The following is a 20,465-nucleotide window of genomic DNA, read 5'->3' on the forward strand; positions in this document are numbered from 1 at the left end:
AGAGGGCCGTCAGCGGACGGGATGCCCCGCGTCCCTGAGCGCCTGCTTCACTTCCCCGATCCGCAGGTCGCCGAAGTGGAAGACCGACGCGGCCAGAACGGCGTCCGCGCCCGCCGCGATGGCCGGCGGAAAATGGTCGAGCCTGCCCGCGCCACCCGAGGCGATCACCGGGACGGTGACGTGCTTGCGGACGGCCTGGATCATCTCCACGTCGTAGCCGTCCTTGGTGCCGTCGGCGTCCATGGAGTTCAGCAGGATCTCCCCCGCGCCAAGCTCCGCGGCCCGGTGCGCCCATTCGACGGCGTCGATGCCGGTGCCGCGGCGGCCGCCGTGGGTGGTGACCTCGAAGGAGCCCTCGGGAGTGCGCCGCGCGTCCACCGAGAGGACCAGCACCTGTCGGCCGAAGCGCTCGGCGATCTCCCGGATCAGGTCGGGACGGGCGATCGCGGCCGTGTTGACGCCCACCTTGTCCGCGCCGGCCCGCAGCAGCTTGTCGACGTCCTCCGCCGTGCGCACACCGCCGCCGACGGTCAGCGGGATGAAGACCTGCTCGGCCGTCCGGCGCACCACGTCGTAGGTCGTCTCGCGGTCGCCGGACGACGCGGTGATGTCCAGGAACGTCAGCTCGTCGGCGCCCTCGGCGTCGTACACCTTGGCCATCTCGACGGGGTCGCCCGCGTCGCGCAGGTTCTGGAAGTTGACGCCCTTGACGACCCGGCCGTTGTCCACGTCCAGGCAGGGGATGACTCGGACCGCCAGGGTCATGAATCCACGGCTCCTCTGTATGCCTCTAGTTCCACTTCGACGAGGATGCGCGGGTCGACGAAACCCTGCACGACCAGCAGGGTCGACACCGGCCGTACCGTGTCGAAGAACTCCTTGTGCGCGCGGCCGACGGCTTCCACGTCCCGCGCGTGGGTGAGGAACAACCGGGTGCGGACCACCGACCCGATGTCGAGCCCGAACTCCCCGATCGCCTCGACCGCGCTGGTGAAGGCCACCTTGGCCTGCTCGTACGGGTCGCCCTCGCCGTACAGCACATCGCCCTTGAAGGACGTGGTGCCTGCCACCAGCACTCGGTCGCCCGCCGCCACGGCGCGCGCGAAACCGAAGGTCTCCTCCCAGGACGTTCCGCTCTGCACACGCCGTACGGCTTCGGACTTCATGACGCCACAGCCTCCAAGGCCTCTTCCAGGGTGAACGCCTTCGCGTACAGGGCCTTCCCGACGATCGAGCCCTCGACACCGAGGGGGACCAGTTCGGCGATGGCGCGCAGGTCGTCGAGGGACGAGACACCGCCCGAGGCCACGACCGGGCGGTCCGTCGCCGCGCAGACGTTCCTCAGGAGCTCCAGGTTCGGGCCCTGGAGGGTGCCGTCCTTGGCGATGTCGGTGACGACGTAGCGGGCGCAGCCCTCCTTGTTGAGGCGTTCCAGCGTCTCGTAGAGGTCGCCGCCGTCCCGGGTCCAGCCGCGCCCGCGCAGGGTGGTGCCGCGGACGTCCAGACCCACCGCGATCCTGTCGCCGTGCTCGGCGATGACCTTGGCGACCCACTCCGGGGTCTCCAGGGCGGCCGTGCCGAGGTTCACCCGGGTGCAGCCGGTGGCGAGGGCGGCGGCGAGGGTGTCGTCGTCGCGGATGCCGCCGGACAGCTCCACCTTGATGTCCATCGCCTTGGTCACCTCGGCGATCAGCGCGCGGTTGTCACCGGTGCCGAAGGCGGCGTCCAGGTCGACCAGGTGCAGCCACTCGGCGCCCGACCGCTGCCAGGCGAGGGCGGCCTCCAGCGGGGAGCCGTAGGAGGTCTCCGTGCCGGACTCGCCGTGGACGAGGCGGACGGCCTGGCCGTCGCGGACGTCGACGGCGGGGAGGAGTTCGAGCTTGCTCACAGTGTTCCGATCCAGTTGGTGAGGAGCTGGGCGCCGGCGTCGCCGGACTTCTCGGGGTGGAACTGGGTGGCCCACAGGGCGCCGTTCTCCACGGCCGCCACGAAAGGCTTGCCGTGCGTCGCCCAGGTGACCTTCGGGGCGTGCAGGGTCGGGTTGTGCGTCTCCAGGGACCAGTCGTGGACGGCGTAGGAGTGCACGAAGTAGAAGCGCGCGTCCGCGTCGAGGCCGGCGAACAGCTCGGAGCCGGCCGGTGCGTCGACGGTGTTCCAGCCCATGTGGGGCACGATCTCGGCCTGCAGCGGCTCGACCGAGCCGGGCCACTCGTCGAGGCCCTCGGTCTCCACGCCGTGCTCGATGCCGCGCGCGAAGAGGATCTGCATGCCGACGCAGATGCCCATGACGGGGCGCCCGCCGGACAGCCGCCGGTCGACGATCCAGTCGCCGCGCGCCTCCTTCAGGCCCCGCATACAGGCGGCGAAGGCGCCGACGCCCGGCACCAGCAGGCCGTCGGCGTTCATGGCCGTGTCGAAGTCACGCGTTATCTCGACGTCGGCCCCCACGCGCGCGAGGGCGCGTTCGGCGGAGCGGACGTTGCCGAAGCCGTAGTCGAAGACGACTACCTTCCTGGGTGCGCTCAATTCCACACCTCCAGCCGCATGATCCCGGCGACCAGGCACATCGCGGCGCCGATCGACAGCAGCACGATCAGCTGCTTGGGCATCTTCTGCTTGACGAAGGAGATGATGCCGCCGACCAGGAAGAGGCCGACGACGATCAGGATGGTCGACAGCCCGTTCACAGCGCGCCCTTCGTGGAGGGGAGGATGCCGACCGCGCGCGGGTCGCGCTCGGAGGCGTAGCGCAGGGCCCGCGCCAGGGCCTTGAACTGGCACTCCACGATGTGGTGAGCGTTGCGGCCATAGGGCACGTGCACGTGCAGCGCGATCTGGGCCTGGGCGACGAAGGACTCCAGGATGTGCCGGGTCATCGTGGTGTCGTACTCGCCGATCATCGGCGCCATGTTCTCGGGCTCGGTGTGCACGAGGTAGGGGCGGCCCGACAGGTCCACGGTGACCTGGGCGAGGGACTCGTCCAGCGGGACCGTGCAGTTGCCGAAGCGGTAGATGCCCACCTTGTCGCCGAGCGCCTGCTTGAAGGCGGCGCCGAGGGCGAGGGCGGTGTCCTCGATGGTGTGGTGCGAGTCGATGTGCAGGTCGCCCTCGGTCTTCACGGTGAGGTCGAACAGGCCGTGCCTCCCGAGCTGGTCGAGCATGTGGTCGTAGAAGCCGACGCCTGTCGACACATCGACCTTGCCGCTGCCGTCGAGATCGATCTCGACGAGCACCGACGTCTCCTTGGTGACCCGCTCCACGCGTCCCACGCGGTTCATGCGTTCAGCTCCTTCTTCAAGTCACGGACCGCGTCGAGGAACGCGTCGTTCTCCTCCGGGGTTCCGGCGGACACCCGCAGCCACCCCGGAATGCCGTTGTCCCGGACCAGGACACCCCGGTCGAGGATCTTCTGCCAGGCCGTGTGCGAGTCCTCGAACCTGCCGAACTGCACGAAGTTCGCGTCGGACTCGACCACGTCGTAGCCGGCCGCGCGCAGCTCGCCGACCAGCCGGTCCCGCTCAGCCTTCAGCTGCTCGACGTACTTCAGCAGCGTGTCGGTGTGCTCCAGGGCGGCCAGCGCGGTCGCCTGGGTGACCGCCGAGAGGTGGTACGGCAGCCGTACGAGCTGGACGGCGTCGACGACGGCCGGGTGCGCGGCGAGATAGCCCAGGCGCAGCCCCGCCGCGCCGAAGGCCTTCGACATCGTCCGGGAGACGACGAGGTTCGGCCGGCCCTCGATGAGCGGCAGCAGCGAGTCGCCGTGGCTGAACTCGATGTACGCCTCGTCCACGATGACCATGGACGGCTTCGCCTGCGCGGCCTCGTACAGCGCGAGGACCGTCTCGGGCGGAACCGCGTTGCCCGTGGGGTTGTTGGGGGTGGTGACGAAGACGACGTCCGGCTCGTTCTCGGCGATCGACCGCTCGGCGGCCGGGAGGTCGATGGTGAAGTCCTCGTTGCGCGGACCGGAGATCCAGCCCGTGCCGGTGCCGCGCGCGATGAGCGCGTGCATCGAGTACGACGGCTCGAAGCCGATCGCCGTACGGCCCGGTCCGCCGAAGGTCTGCAGCAGCTGCTGGATGACCTCGTTGGAGCCGTTCGCCGCCCAGACGTTGGCGAGGCCCACCTCGTGGCCGGAGGTGTTCGTCAGGTACTCGGCGAGCCGGGTGCGCAGTTCGACCGCGTCCCGGTCCGGGTAGCGGTTGAGGTCACGGGCGGCCTCACGGACGCGCTCGGCGATCCGCTCGACCAGCGGCTCGGGCAGCGGGTAAGGGTTCTCGTTCGTGTTCAGCCGTACGGGGACGTCCAACTGGGGCGCGCCGTAAGGGGACTTGCCGCGCAGCTCGTCCCGTACGGGGAGATCGTCGATTCCGGGGTTCACTTGCTCGTCGGTACCTTCCAGCCGAACCTTGCCTTGACCGCCGCGCCGTGCGCCGGCAGGTCCTCCGCCTCCGCCAGCGTGACCACGTGGTGCGCGACCTCGGCCAGCGCGTCCTCGGTGTAGTCGACGATGTGGATGCCCCGCAGGAAGGACTGGACGGACAGGCCCGAGGAGTGGCACGCGCAACCGCCGGTGGGCAGGACGTGGTTGGAGCCGGCCGCGTAGTCGCCCAGCGACACCGGCGCCCAGGGGCCGATGAAGATCGCGCCTGCGTTCTTCACCCGGTCGGCGACGGCGGCCGCGTCGGCCGTCTGGATCTCCAGGTGCTCGGCGCCGTAGGCGTCGACCACCCGCAGCCCCTCCTCGACGCCGTCGACGAGGACGATCGCGGACTGGCGGCCCTTCAGGGCCGGGACGATCCGGTCCTCGATGTGCTTGGTGGCCGCGACCTGGGGCTCCAGCTCCTTCTCCACGGCGTCCGCGAGCGCGACGGAGTCGGTGACCAGGACGGCGGCGGCGAGCGGGTCGTGCTCGGCCTGGCTGATCAGGTCGGAGGCCACGTGCACGGGGTCGGCCGTGTCGTCCGCGAGGATCGCGATCTCGGTCGGGCCGGCCTCGGCGTCGATGCCGATCTTGCCGGTGAAGTAGCGCTTGGCGGCGGCGACCCAGATGTTGCCGGGCCCGGTGACCATGTTGGCGGGCGGGCAGGACTCGGTGCCGTGCGCGAACATCGCGACGGCCGTGGCGCCGCCGGCCGCGTACACCTCGTCGACGCCGAGCAGGGCGCAGGCGGCGAGGATCGTCGGGTGCGGGAGGCCGCCGAACTCGGCCTGGGCGGGCGAGGCGAGGGCCACGGACGGGACGCCGGCCTCCTGGGCGGGGACGACGTTCATGACCACGGAGGACGGGTAGACCGACCGGCCGCCGGGCGCGTACAGCCCGACCCGCTCGACCGGCACCCACTTCTCGGTGACGGTGCCGCCCGGTACGACCTGGGTGGTGTGGGTCGTACGGCGCTGCTCGCGGTGGACGAGACGGGCGCGCCGGATGGACTCCTCCAGGGCCGCGCGCACCGCCGGGTCGAGCTCGTCGAGGGCCTTCGCGAGGGCCGCGGCGGGCACCCGCACCTGGTCGAGCCTGACCCCGTCGAACTTCTCCGCGAAGTCGATCAGCGCCGCGTCGCCCCGATGATGCACGGCTTCGCAGATCGGACGCACCTTCTCGAGGGCGGCCTGAACGTCGAAGTCGGCTCGGGGCAGCAGGTCGCGCAGAGCGGGCCCTTCGGGGAGGGCGTCGCCGCGCAGATCGATTCGGGCCAAGAAGGGATATTGCAGCACGGGCTCAATTCTCTCAGACCGTGGTCGGGCGTCGTCCGCGCGTATCAATGGCTGATACAGAACCGCCCCGGAAAACGCTCCGGAACCCGGAAGATCGCCTTCACGTCCAGTGATTCAGGAGTTACGCAACGGGCATCACCAGCTGTGCGAACACAGGAGTGGAGGAGTTGTGACCGAGGGGGCCGGCCTGCGCGCCGGAGACCTGCCGGACGATCTGACCGCCGCCGAGGCCGGCATGTGGCAGGCGTTCCGCAACGGCAGTGTGTACGACCTCAGCAGCGGGGACGCGGTCGTCGACGATCCGCACGGCGGGCGCCCCTGGGGACCCGAGCGGACCGTGCGGGCGCGGATCGTGTGCTGGCTGCTGCTGGACGGCCCGCCCGCGCTCGCGGGCCGGGTGTCCTCGCTGAAGCTGCGCGGGGTGCAGATCAGCGGCACGCTCGACCTCGCCGGCGGGATCGTGGTGCCGTACATCGAGCTGCGCGGCTGCCGTTTCGAGCGCGAGGTGCTGCTGCCGGAGGCCCGGTTCAGCACCATGCGCATGATCGACTGCTCGGTGCCGCGCCTGGAGGCGGCCCGCGTCCACACCGAGGGCGACCTGCATCTGCCGCGCTGCCGGTTCCTGGGTGGGGTGCGGCTGACCGACGCGCACATCGGCACCGACCTGATGCTCAACCAGGCCGTCGTCCACCCCGACCGCAGCGGTCGCTCCATCGCCGCCGACGGCATGACCGTCGGCCAGGACCTCCAGGCCGAGCTGCTGGAGTCGCACGGTGAGCTGAGACTGCGCAGCGCCAAGGTCGGTGTGAGTCTCAGCCTGCGCGGCGCCCGGCTGGCCAACCCCTACGGCAGGCTCGCGCTCAACGCGCCCCAGCTGACCGTGGAGCGCACGATGTACCTGACGCCGGCGGGCGTCGGCGCCTCGATGTTCAGCGGGGCGACTCCCGCGCGCGGGACGCGCATCCAGCGCTTCGAGTGCCAGGGCGGGCTCCGGCTGGACGACGGGCGCTTCGGTGACTCGGTCGACCTGGAGCGGGCCCGGTTCACCCTCACCGACGACCAGGAGCTGTCGCTGCGCCGGGTGCAGACGCCCGAGCTGCGCTTCCTCGGCGAGCGGCCGCAGCGCGGGAAGGTGGTGCTCTCGGGGGCGCGGGTGGTCAATCTGATCGACCGGGCGAGCGCCTGGCCCGGGCCGGGGAACCTGCACATGGGCGGCTTCCAGTACGAGAACCTCGTACCGCAGGGGCCCTTTCCGCTGGAGGAGCGGCTGGACTGGGTGGCCGCGGCAACCGCCGAGTACAACCCGGAGCCGTACGAGCGGCTGGCCTCCGTGCTGCGGGCCGGCGGCGAGGACGAGGACGCGCGCGAGGTGCTGCTGGCCAAGCAGCGCCGGCGCCGGGAGAGCCTGCCGCTGGCGGCCAAGCTGTGGGGGTACGCGCAGGACTGGACGGTGGCCTACGGCTACCGTCCCGGGCGGGCCGCGGTGTGGATGGCGGTGCTGTGGGCGGCGGGCTCGCTGGCCTTCGCGCACGCGAGCCACCCGCCGCTTCAGCCGGGGGCCCATCCACCGTGGAACCCCGCGCTGTTCGCCCTGGACCTGCTGCTTCCCGTCATCGACCTGGGCCAGGTCGGCGTGTGGCAGCTCAGCGGGGGCTGGCAGTGGCTGGCCGCGGCGATGGTCCTGCTGGGCTGGATCCTGGCGACGACGGTGGCCGCGGGGGCGACCCGGCTGCTGCGCCGGAACTGATCATCACAGGACGTACACGGTTCGAACAGTTGTTGAACAACGTACTTTTACGCGGTCTTGACCGCTCGGCATACAACTTTCCGCAACTTGCCCTTTCCGTCTGGCGCAGCCTTGACCTGCGGCCTTTCAATGGTCGACACCATGGCTCTGCTGCACCCCTTCAGCCGCACGGCCCGGACCTCCCGGACCGCGCCGCGCCCCGCCTCCTCCGCGCCGCCCGCGGACGCCTCCGGCCTGCCCGCCGACGACGAGGTGCTGCTCGACGCGCCCGACGACCACCTCGGCGCCACGCTGGTCGCGGCCGCCCGGGGCGAGTACGGGCCCGCGTCCGAACTGCTGGCCGGCACGCGCGTGCGTGCCGAGTGGGAGTACCGCGACCGGTACGCGAGACGGCTGACGGCGTTCGCGCGCTCGCGCGGCGAGTGGCTGGAGCACTGGTACGCCGAGACCCCCGAGGACCCGGACGTGCTGCTGCTGCGGGCCCAGCTCGCGGTGGACCACGCCTGGGTCTCGCCGGCCCGCGCGGAGCTGCTGCGGGACGTCAGCCCGCTGATCACGGCCGCCGCTCGGGGCGACGACCGCGACCCGGTGCCGTGGCGGCTCGCACTGGACCACGCGCGCGGGACCGGCGCCGGGCACAAGTACTTCTCCGAGCTGTGGGAGGCGGCCCTGCGCCGCGCCCCGCTGCACTACGGCTGCCACGTGGCCGCCCTGCGCTATCTCGCCGCCTCCTGGCGCCACTCCCACCAGGAGTGCTTCGACTTCGCCGACCGGGCCGCGCAGGACGCCCCGCCGGACTCCCTGATCCAGGCGCTGCCCTCGCGGGCGGCCTTCGGCTACCTGACCGACGGCTGCGCGGTGGAGGTGACGCGCGAGCGGCTCGACGCGGCCGCCGACCGGGCGATCGCGCTGTCGGCCCGATTCCCGGCGGCGGACCCGTGGCCGTCGGAGATCCGCAACAAGCTCACCTACGTCCTCGTACACCTGGAGCGCTGGCAGGAGGCGCTGGACCAGCTGCGGCTGATCGGTCCGTATGCCACGTCCTTCCCCTGGATCCACCTGTCCGAGGACCCGCTGGCGATCTTCCTGAAGATGCGCGCCGAGGTCCGCGCGCGGGTGGCTCAGCAGGGTGCCGGGGGTCCGCGGACCGAGCGGGTCGAACGCACACACTCCCGCGACCACTAGGCTTCTGCGTCGTGACCACCGTCCGTCTTCCGCTCTTCCCGCTGAACTCGGTGCTGTTCCCGGGCCTCGTCCTGCCGCTCAACGTGTTCGAGGAGCGGTATCGCGCCATGATGCGCGATCTGCTCAAGACACCCGAGGAGGAGCCGCGCCGGTTCGCCGTCGTGGCGATCCGCGACGGCCACGAGGTCGCGCCTAGCGCGCCCGGCATGCCGGATCCCACGGCCGTGCCCGAGCGCGGCCCCGCGGCGGGCTTCGGCCCCGACCCGGCGAAGTCCTTCCACGCGGTGGGCTGCATCGCGGACGCGGCGACGATCCGGGAGCGGGCGGACGGCACGTTCGAGGTGCTGGCGACCGGGACCAACCGGGTGCGTCTGCTCTCCGTCGACACCTCCGGCCCGTTCCTGACCGCGGAGCTGGACGAGCTCGCGGAGGAGCAGGGCGACGAGGCCGGTGCGATCGCCGAAGGGGTGCTGCGGGCGTTCCGCCAGTACCAGAAGCGGCTGGCGGGCGCGCGGGAGCGCTCGCTGTCGACGGGCGCCGACCTGCCCGACGAGCCGTCGGTCGTCTCCTACCTGGTCGCGGCCGCGATGATGCTGGACACCCCGACCAAGCAACGGCTGCTGCAGGCGCCGGACACCGCCTCCCGGCTGCGCGACGAACTGAAACTCCTTCGCTCCGAGACGGCGATCATCCGTAGCCTGCCGTCACTGCCGGCGTCGGAGCTGACGCGCGGGCAGACCAGCCTCAACTGACGACACAGCGAAGGCCGCGATGGCGAAGAAGTCCAAGAAATCCCCAGCGCAGGGCGGCACTCCGGCGACCGTGGCCCTGACCTCGGCCGGGGTGCCGTACACGATCCACTCCTACGACCACGACCCCGCCCACCCCTCCTACGGCGAGGAGGCGGCCGAGGCCATGGGCGTCTCACCGGACCGCGTCTTCAAGACGTTGGTGGCGGACGTGGACGGCGCCCTGACGGTCGCCGTCGTCCCGGTGGCGGGGTCCCTGGACCTGAAGGCCCTGGCCTCGGCGGTGGGCGGCAAACGGGCGGCGATGGCGGACCCGGCCCTCGCCGAGCGCACCACGGGCTACGTCCGGGGCGGTATCTCGCCCCTGGGCCAGCGCAAGCGGCTCCCCACGGTCCTGGACGCCTCGGCCTCCGCGCACGCCACGATCTGCGTCTCCGCGGGCCGCAGGGGCCTGGAGGTGGAGCTGTCCCCCGAGGACCTGGCGAAGCTCACGGAAGCGGTGGTGGCCCCCATCGGGCGTGCGTGACCCCTCGACGACCCCGGCTCGTTCGGTTAAGACGAGGGACATGTCGAAGAAAACGCGGAAACGCAAATGGCGCACCAAGAAGGGCCACTCGAACCACGGCCACCGTCCGGCGTGATCCCCCGGCCTGTCGCGAAAGCCCCGCGGCCCGCCCGAAGGGCGGGTCCTGCGGTGCAGGGCTTCGGCCACAGGCCCTACGGCAGCGGGGCCCCGTACGGATCCGTCTGCACGGGGTTCTGCTGGTACGGCTCCGGGTCGCGGGGGCCGAACAGGGCGGTCAGTCCGAGGTGCACCACCAGCGCGGCCAGTGACCAGGCCAGCAACGCGCCCTTCGCGCCGAGCTTCAGCGGCGCCGAAAAGGTGACGCCGTTGCCGGCCTGCTTGGCGTGCGCGATCACGTCCTGCGCGGGCCCGAGCCACACGCCGAGCCGCCAGGCCAGCAGGGATCCCAGCAGCCCGCCGACACCGAGCGCCACCACCAGGGGGATCCCGCCGCGCCGGCGCACCAGGAACACCACGAGCGCGCTCACCACTCCGAAGGCCAGCGCGAGCAGCGTGAACGTGCCGTCCACGCCTATCGCCTGCTCCCCCTCGCTGTCGGCGAGGTAGACGATCCAGCGCTTGTTCACCAGGTCACCGACGAGCGGCACATGCGGGGCGAGCCACCACCACAGCACGCCGAGCAGGACCCCTCCGAGCGCCACCGCGACCGTGATCAGGGCGGCCTCGCGCACTTCGGTCTTCATCCCGGGCCCGTCCTGTCCGTACGTGCCGTCCCACAGGTGGTCATGGCCCGAGGGCACCGCAGGTCCCCCGGCGGGCAGCTGCCAGGCCTGCTGCGGTGCGGGCGAACCCTGGGAAGACTGCGAGGACTGTTCATGGGGCGGCGGAGGCGGAGTCAACGGTGCGGTCACCCTGCCATCGTGCCAGGCCCGCCTGTGCGGCGCGTCACCGGACGGCCGCCCGACGGTAGGCCCAGGTGGCCACGGCCAGCGAGACGACCCCGACCCCGGCGCACACGGCGAGGTCACCGGCCACGAACGCCCAGTCGGGATGCCCCCCGAACGTCCGCGCGAACGCCTCGACGCCGTAGGTGGACGGCAGCAGATCCCGCGCCAGCCGCACGATCTCCGGCATCCGGTCGGCGGGCAGCACACCCAGCAGCAGCGCGGCGGACATCCCCAACTGCCCCAGCAGCGTGGCGAGTTCGGGCCGGGGCGCGAGCAGTCCGAGGGCCGCCCCGAGCCCGGACAGGGCCGCCCCCGCCAGCGGGATCACCGCGGCCAGCACCCACAGATGCGCCAGCGGCAGCCCGAACAGCACGCACCCGAACACCGCGCTCAGCACGGTCCCCGGCACGGTGAAGGAGGCGTACGCCCCCGCCGCGCCCAGCACCACGGCGGCCGGCGGCACCGGCAGCGTCGCGTAGTGGTCGAGTCCGCCGCTGGCCCGCAGCTGCCCGAAGTACTGCGCGAGCAGGTTCAGCGCGACGAAGGCCACGACGAGCACGGACGAGCCGGCGACCACCGACTCGGCCTCGCCGCCGCCGTCCACGACCCCCCGCATCAGGACCATGATCCCGATCGACTGGAAGGTCGCCACGAACAGCAGCGGGATCCGGGCGACCCGCGCGCGGGAGAGCTGAGCCCGGTAGACGGCGACCAGCGCCGGCCACATCCGCGCCCGCGGCCCCAGCTCGGCCGCGCGACGCTCGCCCCCCTCCGCGCCCAGGGCGCCGGGCAGGACATCGGCGGGTACGACACTCACGTCGCGCTGCTCCCCTTCTCGCTCGGGCTCACTGAGGCAGTCTCCCGAAGGGTCCATACGGACGCCATGGTCCGCGCACTCACCAGGTCGCTCATGCCTTCACCAACCCCTGCTGCGCGGCGCCCCCCAGCGCCAGGTACACGTCCTCCAGGCTGGGCGTGGCCAGCGTGAAGTCGTCGAGCGCGGCGAAGGCGCTGCCGCCGGTGACCGTGGCCACGACCGCCCGCGCCTCCTCCGGCGCGAGCCGCAGCGTCCAGCGACGCCCGGCCTCCACGGCCCGCTCCCGCAGTGCGGCGACCTCGGGGACGTGCAGCGGCGCGGTCTCACGCCACACCAGTTCGACCCGGACCTCCCCGGCGACCTGCTCCTTGAGCCCGGCCGGGGTGTCGCAGGCGATCACCCTGCCCTGGTCGAGGACGGCGACCCGGTCGAGGACGGTCTCGGCCTCGATGACGTTGTGGGTGACGAGCAGCACGGTCGTGCCGCGCTCGGCCCGCCGCCGGTCCACGGCCGCCCACACCGCCCGCCGCGCCACCGGGTCCATCCCGGTGGTCGGCTCGTCGAGCACGAGCAGCGGCCGCTCCCCGACCAGCGCGGCGGCGAAGCACGCGAGCCGCCGCTGTCCGCCGGACAGCTTCTTCAACGGCCGCCCGGCGATGGCCGTGAGTCCCAGCTCCTCGAGTACGGCGTCCTTCTCGTCCCGCGCCTGCCGCCCCTCCAGGCCGCGCAGCCGTCCGGTCGTCTCCGCGGCCAGCGACACGGTGAGCTCGTCGAGCGCGCTGGACTCCTGGCCGAGGTAGGCGAGGATCCGCGCGGCGCGCTCCGGATGCCGCACGATGTCGTGCCCGAGGATCTCCACGCGCCCCGCGTCGGGCCGCATCAGCCCGGTCAGCTGGCGGACCAGGGTGGACTTGCCGGCCCCGTTCGGCCCGAGCAGCCCGAAGATCTCACCGCGGCGGATGTCCAGCCGTACGTCGTCGGTGGCCCGCACCGCGGGCGTGCCCGGCGCCCCGCGCCGCCCGCGCACCGCCGGATAGGTCTTGGTCAGCCCGCGCACCGCGCACACGACATCCCCACCGTGCCGAAGTGCCTGTGCCGCGCGCGTACTCACAAAGGACGAGGGTACGGGGTCGCCGCCGTCCGCCCGCTCTCGGGTTGGTCCAGGGCGGCACATCCGCCGGTAAAGAACTACTCACCCGCGGGTGCGTGCTCGGCGGCCGTGCGGACGTCGATCTCCCGCCAGAACCCCGCCCGGATGGCGTAACGGTCGTGCTCGTCGATCTGGTCGTCCTTGTGGGCCAGCAGACCGAAGCGGGCCGCGTAGCGCAGCAGCTCGCCGTCGATGCGGTGCGGGACGCGCGGGTACATGGCGGACAGCTTCTGCAGATGGCTCTGGTCCCCGAGCCGCTCCATCCACCGCCGCGCGAACACCTGTCCGACCTCGAACGGGTCCCCGCCGACCGTCGTGATGTCCTCCTCCCGGTCGGCCCAGCGCTGCTCGGCCGTCGTCAGCTGCGCCAGCGTCGGCATCGAGGCCACCTCGGGCGGCTCGGCCGCCGGCCGGTCCACCCAGCCCTTGTCGGAGGACCAGCGCAGCGTCGCGCTCGCGGGCTGCGGGGCCGGCTGCACCCCGGGGGCGCGCAGCGCGGCGAGGTCCTTCGGGGTGGGCACGCCCTTGGGCGCCGGGATCCGCTCCTGTCTGCCGTTCTCCGCGGCGGCGGCAGGAGCGTGCTCGCTCTCCTCGGCGGACCGCTCGGCCGCACCGGGCGCGGACTCCGGCAGCGGCGCGGAGAGGATCGCGGCGATCTCGGGCCGGGGCGCGGGCGGCGGCGCGCACACCCCGCCGAGCTCCTTGGCCCGGACCGCCTTGGTGATCCACGTACGGTCCAGCACCCGCCGCTCGTCGGCCTCGGCGACCAGGTCCTCGGACTGGTTGTAGTCCCCGTCGGCCGCCTGCACCGCCCACAGGTGTACGGCCACCCCGTGCTCCTTGGCGGCCATCATGCCCGGCAGCAGATCGCCGTCGCCGGTGACCAGGACGATGTCGGAGCAGGCGCGGTTGCGGGCCAGCTCGGTGAGCTCGGCGTGCATGGCCGCGTCCACGCCCTTCTGCGCCCAGCGTCCGTCGCTGCGGGTCAGCGCGCCGAGCCGGACGGTGACGCGGGGCATCACCCGCAGCCGGCGGTGCTCGGGCTGGGGCACACGGTCCGGGGCGCCGTCGAACCAGTAGATGCGCAGCAGGGGCCGCTCGGTGTCGGACTCGGCGCGCTCACGCAGCCCCTGGATGAGGGCGGTGTGGTCGACAGTGATGCGGGAGCGGGAGGGCTCCCCGGCAAGGAGACTGGCGGCGGCCCCCAGCAGATACCCGGCGTCCACCAGGACGATGCAGCGGTCCACGCGATCCACCCTCTTTCCGGGAGGTTTGCTTCGGGCTTCCTTCGAGTCTGCCCGACTACGGAGGGGTTAACGGCCCGAACTCGATCTTCGGCGTGGCGTTTCGGAGTGCGGAGCGGGTCCGCACTCCCCGACCAGCCATGTCACACACGGTAATTATCCGACATGCGCTTGTTGTCAGCCTATGTGAATCTGGTCCCGGCCCTGGCCCCTAGATCACCCACAGGAGGCAGATCACCATGGCCAAGAACAAGAAGCAGAACCGTAAGCAGCCGCAGTCCGAGCGTGGCCGTCAGCAGGGCGAGCAGATCCCGATGGAGTCGCCGTCCGAGCAGCACGTCCCGTCGGTCACCCCGGGCGACATGGCCCGCAAGGGGCGGCAGAAGAGCTTCGGTCACAACTGACGCTGTGTAACGGGTTGTTGAGACCCAGCACCACCGAGGGGCGCACCCGTGAAGGGGCGCCCCTCGCGCGTGGGTGCCGTGCTCAGCCGGCCAGGCAGGACGGGCCGAGCAGCACCTTGAGGTCGCCGAAGAGCGCCGGGTCCGGCTTCACCCGGTGCCGGTCCAGTCGCAGCACCGTGGTCTTCGTCGGCCCCTGGAGCTTGATGCGGACCTCGCTGTCGCCCTTGTGGTGCGTGAGGATCTCGCCGAGGCGGCTGACCATCGGCGGGGTGACCCGGGTGGCCGGGATGGTGAGGATCACCGGCGCGTTGGTGCCCGCGTTGGACAGGTCGGGCACCTGCAGCTCCATCGCGACCAGCCGCGGCACGTCCTCGCGCTTGTCGAGCCGGCCCTTGACGAACACCACGGCGTCCTCGACGAGTTGGGTCGACACCAGCTGATAGGTCGCCGGGAAGAACATGCACTCGATGGAGCCGGCGAGGTCCTCGACGGTGGCGATCGCCCAGGCGTTGCCCTGCTTGGTCATCTTGCGCTGCAGGCCCGAGATGATGCCGCCGATGGTGACCACCGCGCCGTCCGCGTGCTCACCACCGGTGAGCTGGGCGATGCCCGCGTCGGCCTTGTCGGACAGCACGTGCTCCAGACCGAACAGGGGATGGTCGGAGACGTACAGACCGAGCATCTCCCGCTCCTGGGCGAGCAGATAGGTCTTGTCCCACTCATCGGTGGTGAACTCGACGTCGAGACCGAACCCGGGCTCGCTGGAGTCCTCCTCGCCCATCCCGCCGAAGAGGTCGAACTGCCCTTCCGCCTCCTTGCGCTTGACCGCGACCACGTTGTCGATCATCGGCTCGTACTGCGCGGTGAGTCCCTTGCGGGTGTGGCCGAGCGAGTCGAACGCGCCCGCCTTGATGAGCGATTCCGTGGTCCGCTTGTTGCAGGCGGCGGCGTCGATCTTGTCCAGGTAGTCGGGGAAGGAGGCGAACTTCCCCTTCGCTTTGCGTGCCCTGATGATCGAGTCGACCACGCCGGTGCCGACGTTGCGCACGGCCTCCAGGCCGAAGAGGATCACGTCGTCGCCCTGGGCGGCGAAGTTGTGCACCGACTCGTTGACGTTCGGGGGGAGCACCTTGATGCCCATACGACGGCACTCGTTGAGGTAGACCGCCGACTTGTCCTTGTCGTCCTTGACGGAGGTCAGCAGCGCCGCCATGTACTCGGCGGGGTAGTTCGCCTTGAGGTAGGCGGTCCAGTAGGAGACCAGTCCGTACGCGGCCGAGTGGGCCTTGTTGAAGGCGTAGCCGGCGAAGGGGACCAGCACGTCCCACAGGGCCTGGATGGCCTCGTCGCTGTAGCCGTTCTTCTGGGCGCCGGCCTGGAAGATGGTGAAGTTCTTGGCGAGCTCGTCGGGCTTCTTCTTGCCCATCACGCGGCGGAGGATGTCGGCCTCGCCGAGCGAGTAGCCGGCGATGATCTGCGCGGCCTTCTGCACCTGCTCCTGATAGACGATCAGGCCGTAGGTGACGTCCAGGACCTCCCTGAGGGGCTCTTCGAGCTCCTTGTGGATGGGGGTGATCTCCTGGAGCTTGTTCTTGCGCAGCGCGTAGTTGGTGTGCGAGTCCATGCCCATCGGGCCGGGACGGTAGAGCGCGGAGACGGCGGAGATGTCCTCGAAGTTGTCCGGCTTCATCAGGCGCAGCAGCGAGCGCATGGGGCCGCCGTCGAACTGGAAGACGCCGAGGGTCTCGCCCCGCTGGAGGAGCTCGAAGGTCTTGGGGTCGTCCAGCGGGAGGCTCAGCAGCTCCAGGTCGATGCCCTTGTTGGACTTCACCATCTTGACGGCGTCGTCCATGATCGTCAGGTTGCGCAGGCCGAGGAAGTCCATCTTCAGCAGGCCGAGCGACTCGCAGCTCGGGTAGTCCCACTGCGTGATGGTCACACCGTCGGTGTGCCGCACCCAGACCGGCACGTGCTCGGTGATGGTCTCGCTGGACATGATCACGCCGGCGGCGTGCACGCCCATCTGCCGGACCAGGCCCTCGACGCCCTTGGCGGTGTCGATGACCTTCTTCACGTCCGGTTCGTTCTCGTACATCGCCCGGACCTCGCCCGCCTCCGAGTAGCGGGGGTGCGAGGGGTCGGTGATGCCGTTGAGGTCGATGCCCTTGCCGAGGACGTCGGCGGGCATGGCCTTGGTGATGCGGTCGCCCATCGCGTACGGGTAGCCGAGCACGCGCGCGGAGTCCTTGATCGCGTTCTTCGCCTTGATCTTGCCGTAGGTGCCGATCATGGCGACCTTGTCGGCGCCGTATTTCTCGGTCACGTACCTGATCACCTCGACGCGCCTGCGCTCGTCGAAGTCGATGTCGACGTCGGGCATGGAGATGCGCTCGGGGTTGAGGAACCGCTCGAAGATCAGGCCGTGCGGGATCGGGTCGAGGTCGGTGATGCCCATGGCGTAGGCGACGATCGAGCCGGCCGCGGAGCCTCGGCCGGGGCCGACCGCGATGCCGTTGTTCTTGGCCCACATGATGAAGTCGGCGACGACGAGGAAGTAGCCGGGGAAGCCCATCGAGATGATGACGTCCATCTCGTACTCGGCCTGCTTCTGGCGGTCCTCGGGGATACCGCCCGGGAAGCGGCGCTCCATGCCGCGGCGGACCTCCTCCTTGAACCAGGTGACCTCGGTGTAGCCCTCGGGGATGTCGAACTTCGGCATGAGGTTCTTGGCCTCGAACATGCCGTCGGTGTCGACCATCTCGGCGATCAGGAGGGTGTTGCGGCAGCCCTCCTGCCAGGCGTCCGAGGAGTCGATGGCGTACATCTCGTCCGTGGACTTCAGGTAGTAGCCGGTGCCGTCGAACTTGAAGCGGTCGGGGTCGGAGAGGTTCTTGCCGGTCTGGATGCACAGCAGGGCGTCGTGGGCGGTCGCCTCGTGCGCGTAGGTGTAGTGCGAGTCGTTGGTGACCAGCGGGGGGATGCCGAGCTTCCGGCCGATCTCGAGCAGACCGTCGCGGACCCGGTGCTCGATGTCGATGCCGTGGTCCATCAGCTCCAGGAAGTAGCGGTCCTTGCCGAAGATGTCCTGGTAGTCGGCGGCCGCCTTGAGGGCCTCCTCCTCCTGCCCCAGGCGCAGCCGGGTCTGCACCTCGCCGGAGGGGCAGCCGGTGGAGGCGACGATCCCCTCGGACCACTGGGAGATGGTCTCCTTGTCCATCCGCGGCCACTTCTGCAGCCAGCCCTCGGCGTAGGCGTCCGAGGAGAGGCGGAAGAGGTTGTGCAGGCCCGTCGAGTTCACGGCCCACATGGTCTTGTGGGTGTAACCACCGGAACCCGAGACGTCGTCCCGCTTCTGGTGCGGCTGGCCCCACTGGATCTTGCGCTTGTTGCGCCGGGACTCCGGGGCGACATAGGCCTCGATGCCGATGATCGGGGTGACCCCGGCCTTCTTCGCGGAGTGGAAGAAGTCGTACGCACCGTGGAGGTTGCCGTGGTCGGACATGGCGATGTGCGTCATGCCCATCTCGTTGCAGGCGTTGAACATGTCCTTGAGCCGCGCGGCACCGTCCAGCAGCGAGTACTGGGTGTGGACGTGCAGGTGCGTGAACGGCGGCTTTGACACGGTGGAGCCTCCAGAGGAAACGGTGGACGACGGGCCGGCGACAGTCCTGGGGTCAGCGTCGAAGTCTATGCCTCGGCACTGACAATCCGAGGGCTCCCCCGCGTACCTTCACAGCGGGGGTCGCGGGCACTTCCGTGACCCGCCGCCCGTTGAAGCGGCAGACACGCTGTCGCACCCGTCCATGCACCAGGAGGCATCCCGCGATGTCGGTTCCCCAGCTCAACGACGAGCAGCGCGGCGAGGAGATCCTCGCCGTCTTCGACACCGCCTTCGGCGAGCTCCTGGCCGCCGACCCGGCCGCGTTCCGGGTGAAGTTCCGCAAGATGGCGGCCTCCGCTTTCGCGTTCTACCGGGGCACGGCGGCCCTCTTCTACCACGACCTCGACGCCGATCGGCGCGGCGGCCCGTACCTGGACGAGCGCACCTCGCGCGTGTGGATCCACGGCGACCTGCACGCGGAGAACTTCGGCACGTACATGGACTCCAACGGCCGTCTGGTGTTCAACGTCAACGACTTCGACGAGGCCTACGTCGGCCCGTTCACCTGGGACCTGAAGCGCTTCTCCGCCTCCGTCGCGCTGATCGGGTACGCGAAGGCGCTCAGCGACGACCAGATCAGCGAGCTGGTGCGGGTGTACGCGGGCGCGTACCGCGAGCGGATCCACGCGCTGGCGACCGGCGCCAAGAGCGACGAGGTGCCGCCGTTCACCCTGGACACCGCGGAGGGCCCGCTGCTGGGCGCCCTGCGCGCGGCCCGTTCGCTGACCCGCTTCGAGCTGCTGGACTCGATGACGGAGATCCGTGACTTCGAGCGCCGCTTCGCTCCGGGCGGCGGCTCCATCGAGCTGGACGCGGCCACCCGCTACAAGGTCCTGGCGGCCTTCGACGGCTACCTGGAGACGCTGCCGGACTCCTCGCTGGCCCGCCCCGACTCCTACCGGGTCAAGGACGTGGTGGGCCGGCGCGGCATCGGCATCGGGTCGGCCGGGCTGCCGTCGTACAACATCCTTCTCGAGGGGCACAGCGACGCCCTGGAGAACGACGTGGTGATCTACATCAAGCAGGCCCAGACCCCGGCCGTCTCCCGGCACATCACCGACCCGGCGATCCGGGACTACTTCCAGCACGAGGGCCACCGCACGGTGATCTCCCAGCGCGCCCTGCAAGCGCACGCGGACCCGTGGCTGGGCTGGACCGAGCTGGACGGCGCGGGCCAGCTGGTGGCGGAGGTCTCGCCCTACGCGGTCGACCTGGACTGGGGCGACATCGACGACCCGGAGGAGATCGCGGCGGTCGTCGCCGACCTCGGCCGGGCGACGGCGACCATGCACGCGGCGGCGGACGACACCTCCGGCGAGTCCCTGGTGCCGTTCTCCACCGAGCGGGCCATCGACGCGGCGATCGCGGCGGACGAGGACGGCTTCGCGGACCTCCTGGTCGGCTTCGCGCACGACTACGGCGCACGCGCGCGTACCGACCACCAGATCTTCGTGGACCTGTTCCGCAACGGGCGGATTCCGGGTCTCTAACAGTCCGGCACAGTCCGTCATCTCACAGGGACCTTTTAAGGGTCCCTTACCGGAGCACGTGACACACTCTCCACGCTATGGACATCTCCGGGACCCGACTCAGAGCGCTGCGCGCGGCGCTGTTCACGGCACTCGTCGTGACGCTCAGCACCGCGTCGCACGTGCTGCTGTCACGGGTCCCGCTGCCGCTGAACACGGTGGCCGCGCTCGCCGCCGCCGTGTTCGCGGTCTCCTACGCGCTGGCCGGCCGTGAGCGCGGCTTCTGGCCGATCGCCGGTCTGTTGATCCCGCTGGAGCTGGCCGCCGACACCATCCTCACCACCGGCCAGCACGTCTGCTACGGCCGTGCGGGCGGCCCGGTCGCCGGCCCCCTGGCCTCGGTCGGCTGGGACGTGCTGTGCGGCAGCAACACCCAGGTCGGCACCCCGCTGGCGCAGGTCACCGGCGCGGACCCCGACCGCCTCGCGGCGCTGCTCGCGCACGCCGACCCGGCCACCGCCTGGCTGCTGCTCGGCGCCCACGTCGGCGTCGGCCTGCTCGCCGCCGCCTGGCTGCGCCGCGGCGAGCGCGCGCTGGCCCAGCTGCTGCGCGCGGTGGCCGCCACGACCTTCCGGCCGCTGCTGCTGGCGGTCGCCGCCGTCACCGTCCGCCCGGTCTCGACGGTACGGCGCCTCGGGCGCCCCGAGCTCGCCCCGGCCGTCGTGCGTGACCGGCTCCTCGTGCACTCCCTGGGCCGACGCGGACCACCGCTGCCGCTCGCCCTCGCCTGAACGACATCCGGTGCCGACGGCGCCCATCGCCCTTCACGAGCGCCGAGCACCGAACAGC

The 20,465-nt window shown here is 71.1% G+C and carries 20 protein-coding genes; 7 read left to right on the forward strand and 13 right to left on the reverse strand.

Annotated features, from left to right (window positions below; translation table 11 throughout):
• Nucleotides 1-9 precede the first annotated feature (9 nt).
• From hisF to hisD, 8 genes are read right to left on the reverse strand one after another with little or no spacing between them, the layout of a single operon-like run.
• Nucleotides 10-765: an imidazole glycerol phosphate synthase subunit HisF gene (gene hisF / locus ABZZ74_RS03795; RefSeq protein ID WP_356761603.1), complete on the reverse strand. Its 756-nt coding sequence runs from the start codon at nt 763-765 to the stop codon at nt 10-12.
• Nucleotides 762-1,166 (reverse strand): RidA family protein, encoded by a 405-nt coding sequence (locus tag ABZZ74_RS03800; protein ID WP_356761605.1) that lies wholly within the window; start codon nt 1,164-1,166, stop codon nt 762-764. The genes hisF and ABZZ74_RS03800 overlap by 4 nt, the downstream gene beginning before the upstream one ends.
• Nucleotides 1,163-1,888: a bifunctional 1-(5-phosphoribosyl)-5-((5-phosphoribosylamino)methylideneamino)imidazole-4-carboxamide isomerase/phosphoribosylanthranilate isomerase PriA gene (priA, locus tag ABZZ74_RS03805; protein WP_356761607.1), complete on the reverse strand. Its 726-nt coding sequence runs from the start codon at nt 1,886-1,888 to the stop codon at nt 1,163-1,165. The genes ABZZ74_RS03800 and priA overlap by 4 nt, the downstream gene beginning before the upstream one ends.
• Nucleotides 1,885-2,526: an imidazole glycerol phosphate synthase subunit HisH gene (gene hisH / locus ABZZ74_RS03810; RefSeq protein ID WP_356761608.1), complete on the reverse strand. Its 642-nt coding sequence runs from the start codon at nt 2,524-2,526 to the stop codon at nt 1,885-1,887. The genes priA and hisH overlap by 4 nt, the downstream gene beginning before the upstream one ends.
• Entirely contained in the window at nt 2,523-2,687 is a 165-nt protein-coding gene (locus ABZZ74_RS03815) for a hypothetical protein (RefSeq protein WP_208778187.1), read from the reverse strand. The genes hisH and ABZZ74_RS03815 overlap by 4 nt, the downstream gene beginning before the upstream one ends.
• Nucleotides 2,684-3,277, reverse strand: a complete 594-nt coding sequence (gene hisB / locus ABZZ74_RS03820; RefSeq protein WP_356761609.1) for an imidazoleglycerol-phosphate dehydratase HisB — start codon at nt 3,275-3,277, stop codon at nt 2,684-2,686. Before hisB ends, ABZZ74_RS03815 begins: the two co-directional genes overlap by 4 nt.
• Nucleotides 3,274-4,380, reverse strand: coding sequence for a histidinol-phosphate transaminase (locus ABZZ74_RS03825; RefSeq protein WP_356761611.1), 1,107 nt, complete (start codon nt 4,378-4,380; stop codon nt 3,274-3,276). Before ABZZ74_RS03825 ends, hisB begins: the two co-directional genes overlap by 4 nt.
• On the reverse strand, nt 4,377-5,699 hold the full coding sequence (hisD, locus tag ABZZ74_RS03830) for a histidinol dehydrogenase (RefSeq protein WP_356761613.1): 1,323 nt from the start codon (nt 5,697-5,699) through the stop codon (nt 4,377-4,379). Before hisD ends, ABZZ74_RS03825 begins: the two co-directional genes overlap by 4 nt.
• Nucleotides 5,700-5,886: 187 nt before the next feature.
• Here hisD and ABZZ74_RS03835 point away from each other — a divergent pair, with 187 nt between their 5' ends.
• From ABZZ74_RS03835 to ybaK, 4 genes are all read left to right on the forward strand, one after another.
• Nucleotides 5,887-7,464, forward strand: coding sequence for an oxidoreductase (locus ABZZ74_RS03835; protein WP_356761614.1), 1,578 nt, complete (start codon nt 5,887-5,889; stop codon nt 7,462-7,464).
• A gap of 129 nt (nt 7,465-7,593) precedes the next feature.
• Nucleotides 7,594-8,649, forward strand: a complete 1,056-nt coding sequence (locus ABZZ74_RS03840; RefSeq protein ID WP_356761616.1) for a hypothetical protein — start codon at nt 7,594-7,596, stop codon at nt 8,647-8,649.
• An 11-nt stretch (nt 8,650-8,660) separates the two neighbouring features.
• A complete protein-coding gene (locus ABZZ74_RS03845) occupies nt 8,661-9,401 on the forward strand; it encodes an LON peptidase substrate-binding domain-containing protein (protein WP_356761618.1) in 741 nt (246 codons plus the stop codon).
• A 19-nt stretch (nt 9,402-9,420) separates the two neighbouring features.
• On the forward strand, nt 9,421-9,924 hold the full coding sequence (ybaK, locus tag ABZZ74_RS03850) for a Cys-tRNA(Pro) deacylase (RefSeq protein ID WP_356761620.1): 504 nt from the start codon (nt 9,421-9,423) through the stop codon (nt 9,922-9,924).
• 191 nt (nt 9,925-10,115) lie between these two features.
• On the opposite strand, the gene ABZZ74_RS03855 is transcribed toward ybaK, so the two are convergent.
• From ABZZ74_RS03855 to ABZZ74_RS03870, 4 genes are all read right to left on the reverse strand, one after another.
• Entirely contained in the window at nt 10,116-10,835 is a 720-nt protein-coding gene (locus ABZZ74_RS03855) for an AAA family ATPase (protein WP_356761622.1), read from the reverse strand.
• A gap of 34 nt (nt 10,836-10,869) precedes the next feature.
• Nucleotides 10,870-11,688, reverse strand: a complete 819-nt coding sequence (locus ABZZ74_RS03860) for an ABC transporter permease (RefSeq protein ID WP_356761624.1) — start codon at nt 11,686-11,688, stop codon at nt 10,870-10,872.
• 91 nt (nt 11,689-11,779) lie between these two features.
• The gene (locus tag ABZZ74_RS03865; RefSeq protein WP_356761717.1) at nt 11,780-12,754 is read right to left on the reverse strand and encodes an ABC transporter ATP-binding protein; all 975 of its coding nucleotides are present in this window, start codon (nt 12,752-12,754) and stop codon (nt 11,780-11,782) included.
• Between the two features lie 122 nt (nt 12,755-12,876).
• On the reverse strand, nt 12,877-14,085 hold the full coding sequence (locus tag ABZZ74_RS03870) for an NYN domain-containing protein (protein WP_356761626.1): 1,209 nt from the start codon (nt 14,083-14,085) through the stop codon (nt 12,877-12,879).
• A 236-nt stretch (nt 14,086-14,321) separates the two neighbouring features.
• Here ABZZ74_RS03870 and ABZZ74_RS03875 point away from each other — a divergent pair, with 236 nt between their 5' ends.
• Nucleotides 14,322-14,486: a hypothetical protein gene (locus ABZZ74_RS03875; protein WP_356761628.1), complete on the forward strand. Its 165-nt coding sequence runs from the start codon at nt 14,322-14,324 to the stop codon at nt 14,484-14,486.
• Nucleotides 14,487-14,568: 82 nt separating this feature from the next.
• On the opposite strand, the gene dnaE is transcribed toward ABZZ74_RS03875, so the two are convergent.
• Entirely contained in the window at nt 14,569-18,108 is a 3,540-nt protein-coding gene (dnaE, locus tag ABZZ74_RS03880) for a DNA polymerase III subunit alpha (protein WP_356761630.1), read from the reverse strand.
• A 203-nt stretch (nt 18,109-18,311) separates the two neighbouring features.
• Here dnaE and ABZZ74_RS03885 point away from each other — a divergent pair, with 203 nt between their 5' ends.
• Together ABZZ74_RS03885 and ABZZ74_RS03890 are read left to right on the forward strand one after the other, a co-directional pair.
• The gene (locus tag ABZZ74_RS03885) at nt 18,312-19,637 is read left to right on the forward strand and encodes a DUF2252 domain-containing protein (protein WP_356761632.1); all 1,326 of its coding nucleotides are present in this window, start codon (nt 18,312-18,314) and stop codon (nt 19,635-19,637) included.
• 77 nt (nt 19,638-19,714) lie between these two features.
• Entirely contained in the window at nt 19,715-20,407 is a 693-nt protein-coding gene (locus ABZZ74_RS03890) for a hypothetical protein (RefSeq protein ID WP_356761634.1), read from the forward strand.
• The last annotated feature ends 58 nt before the right edge of the window (nt 20,408-20,465 follow it).

Origin of the sequence: Streptomyces sp. NPDC006476 (assembly GCF_040612015.1) — a bacterium.
GTDB lineage: Bacteria > Actinomycetota > Actinomycetes > Streptomycetales > Streptomycetaceae > Streptomyces > Streptomyces griseorubiginosus_B.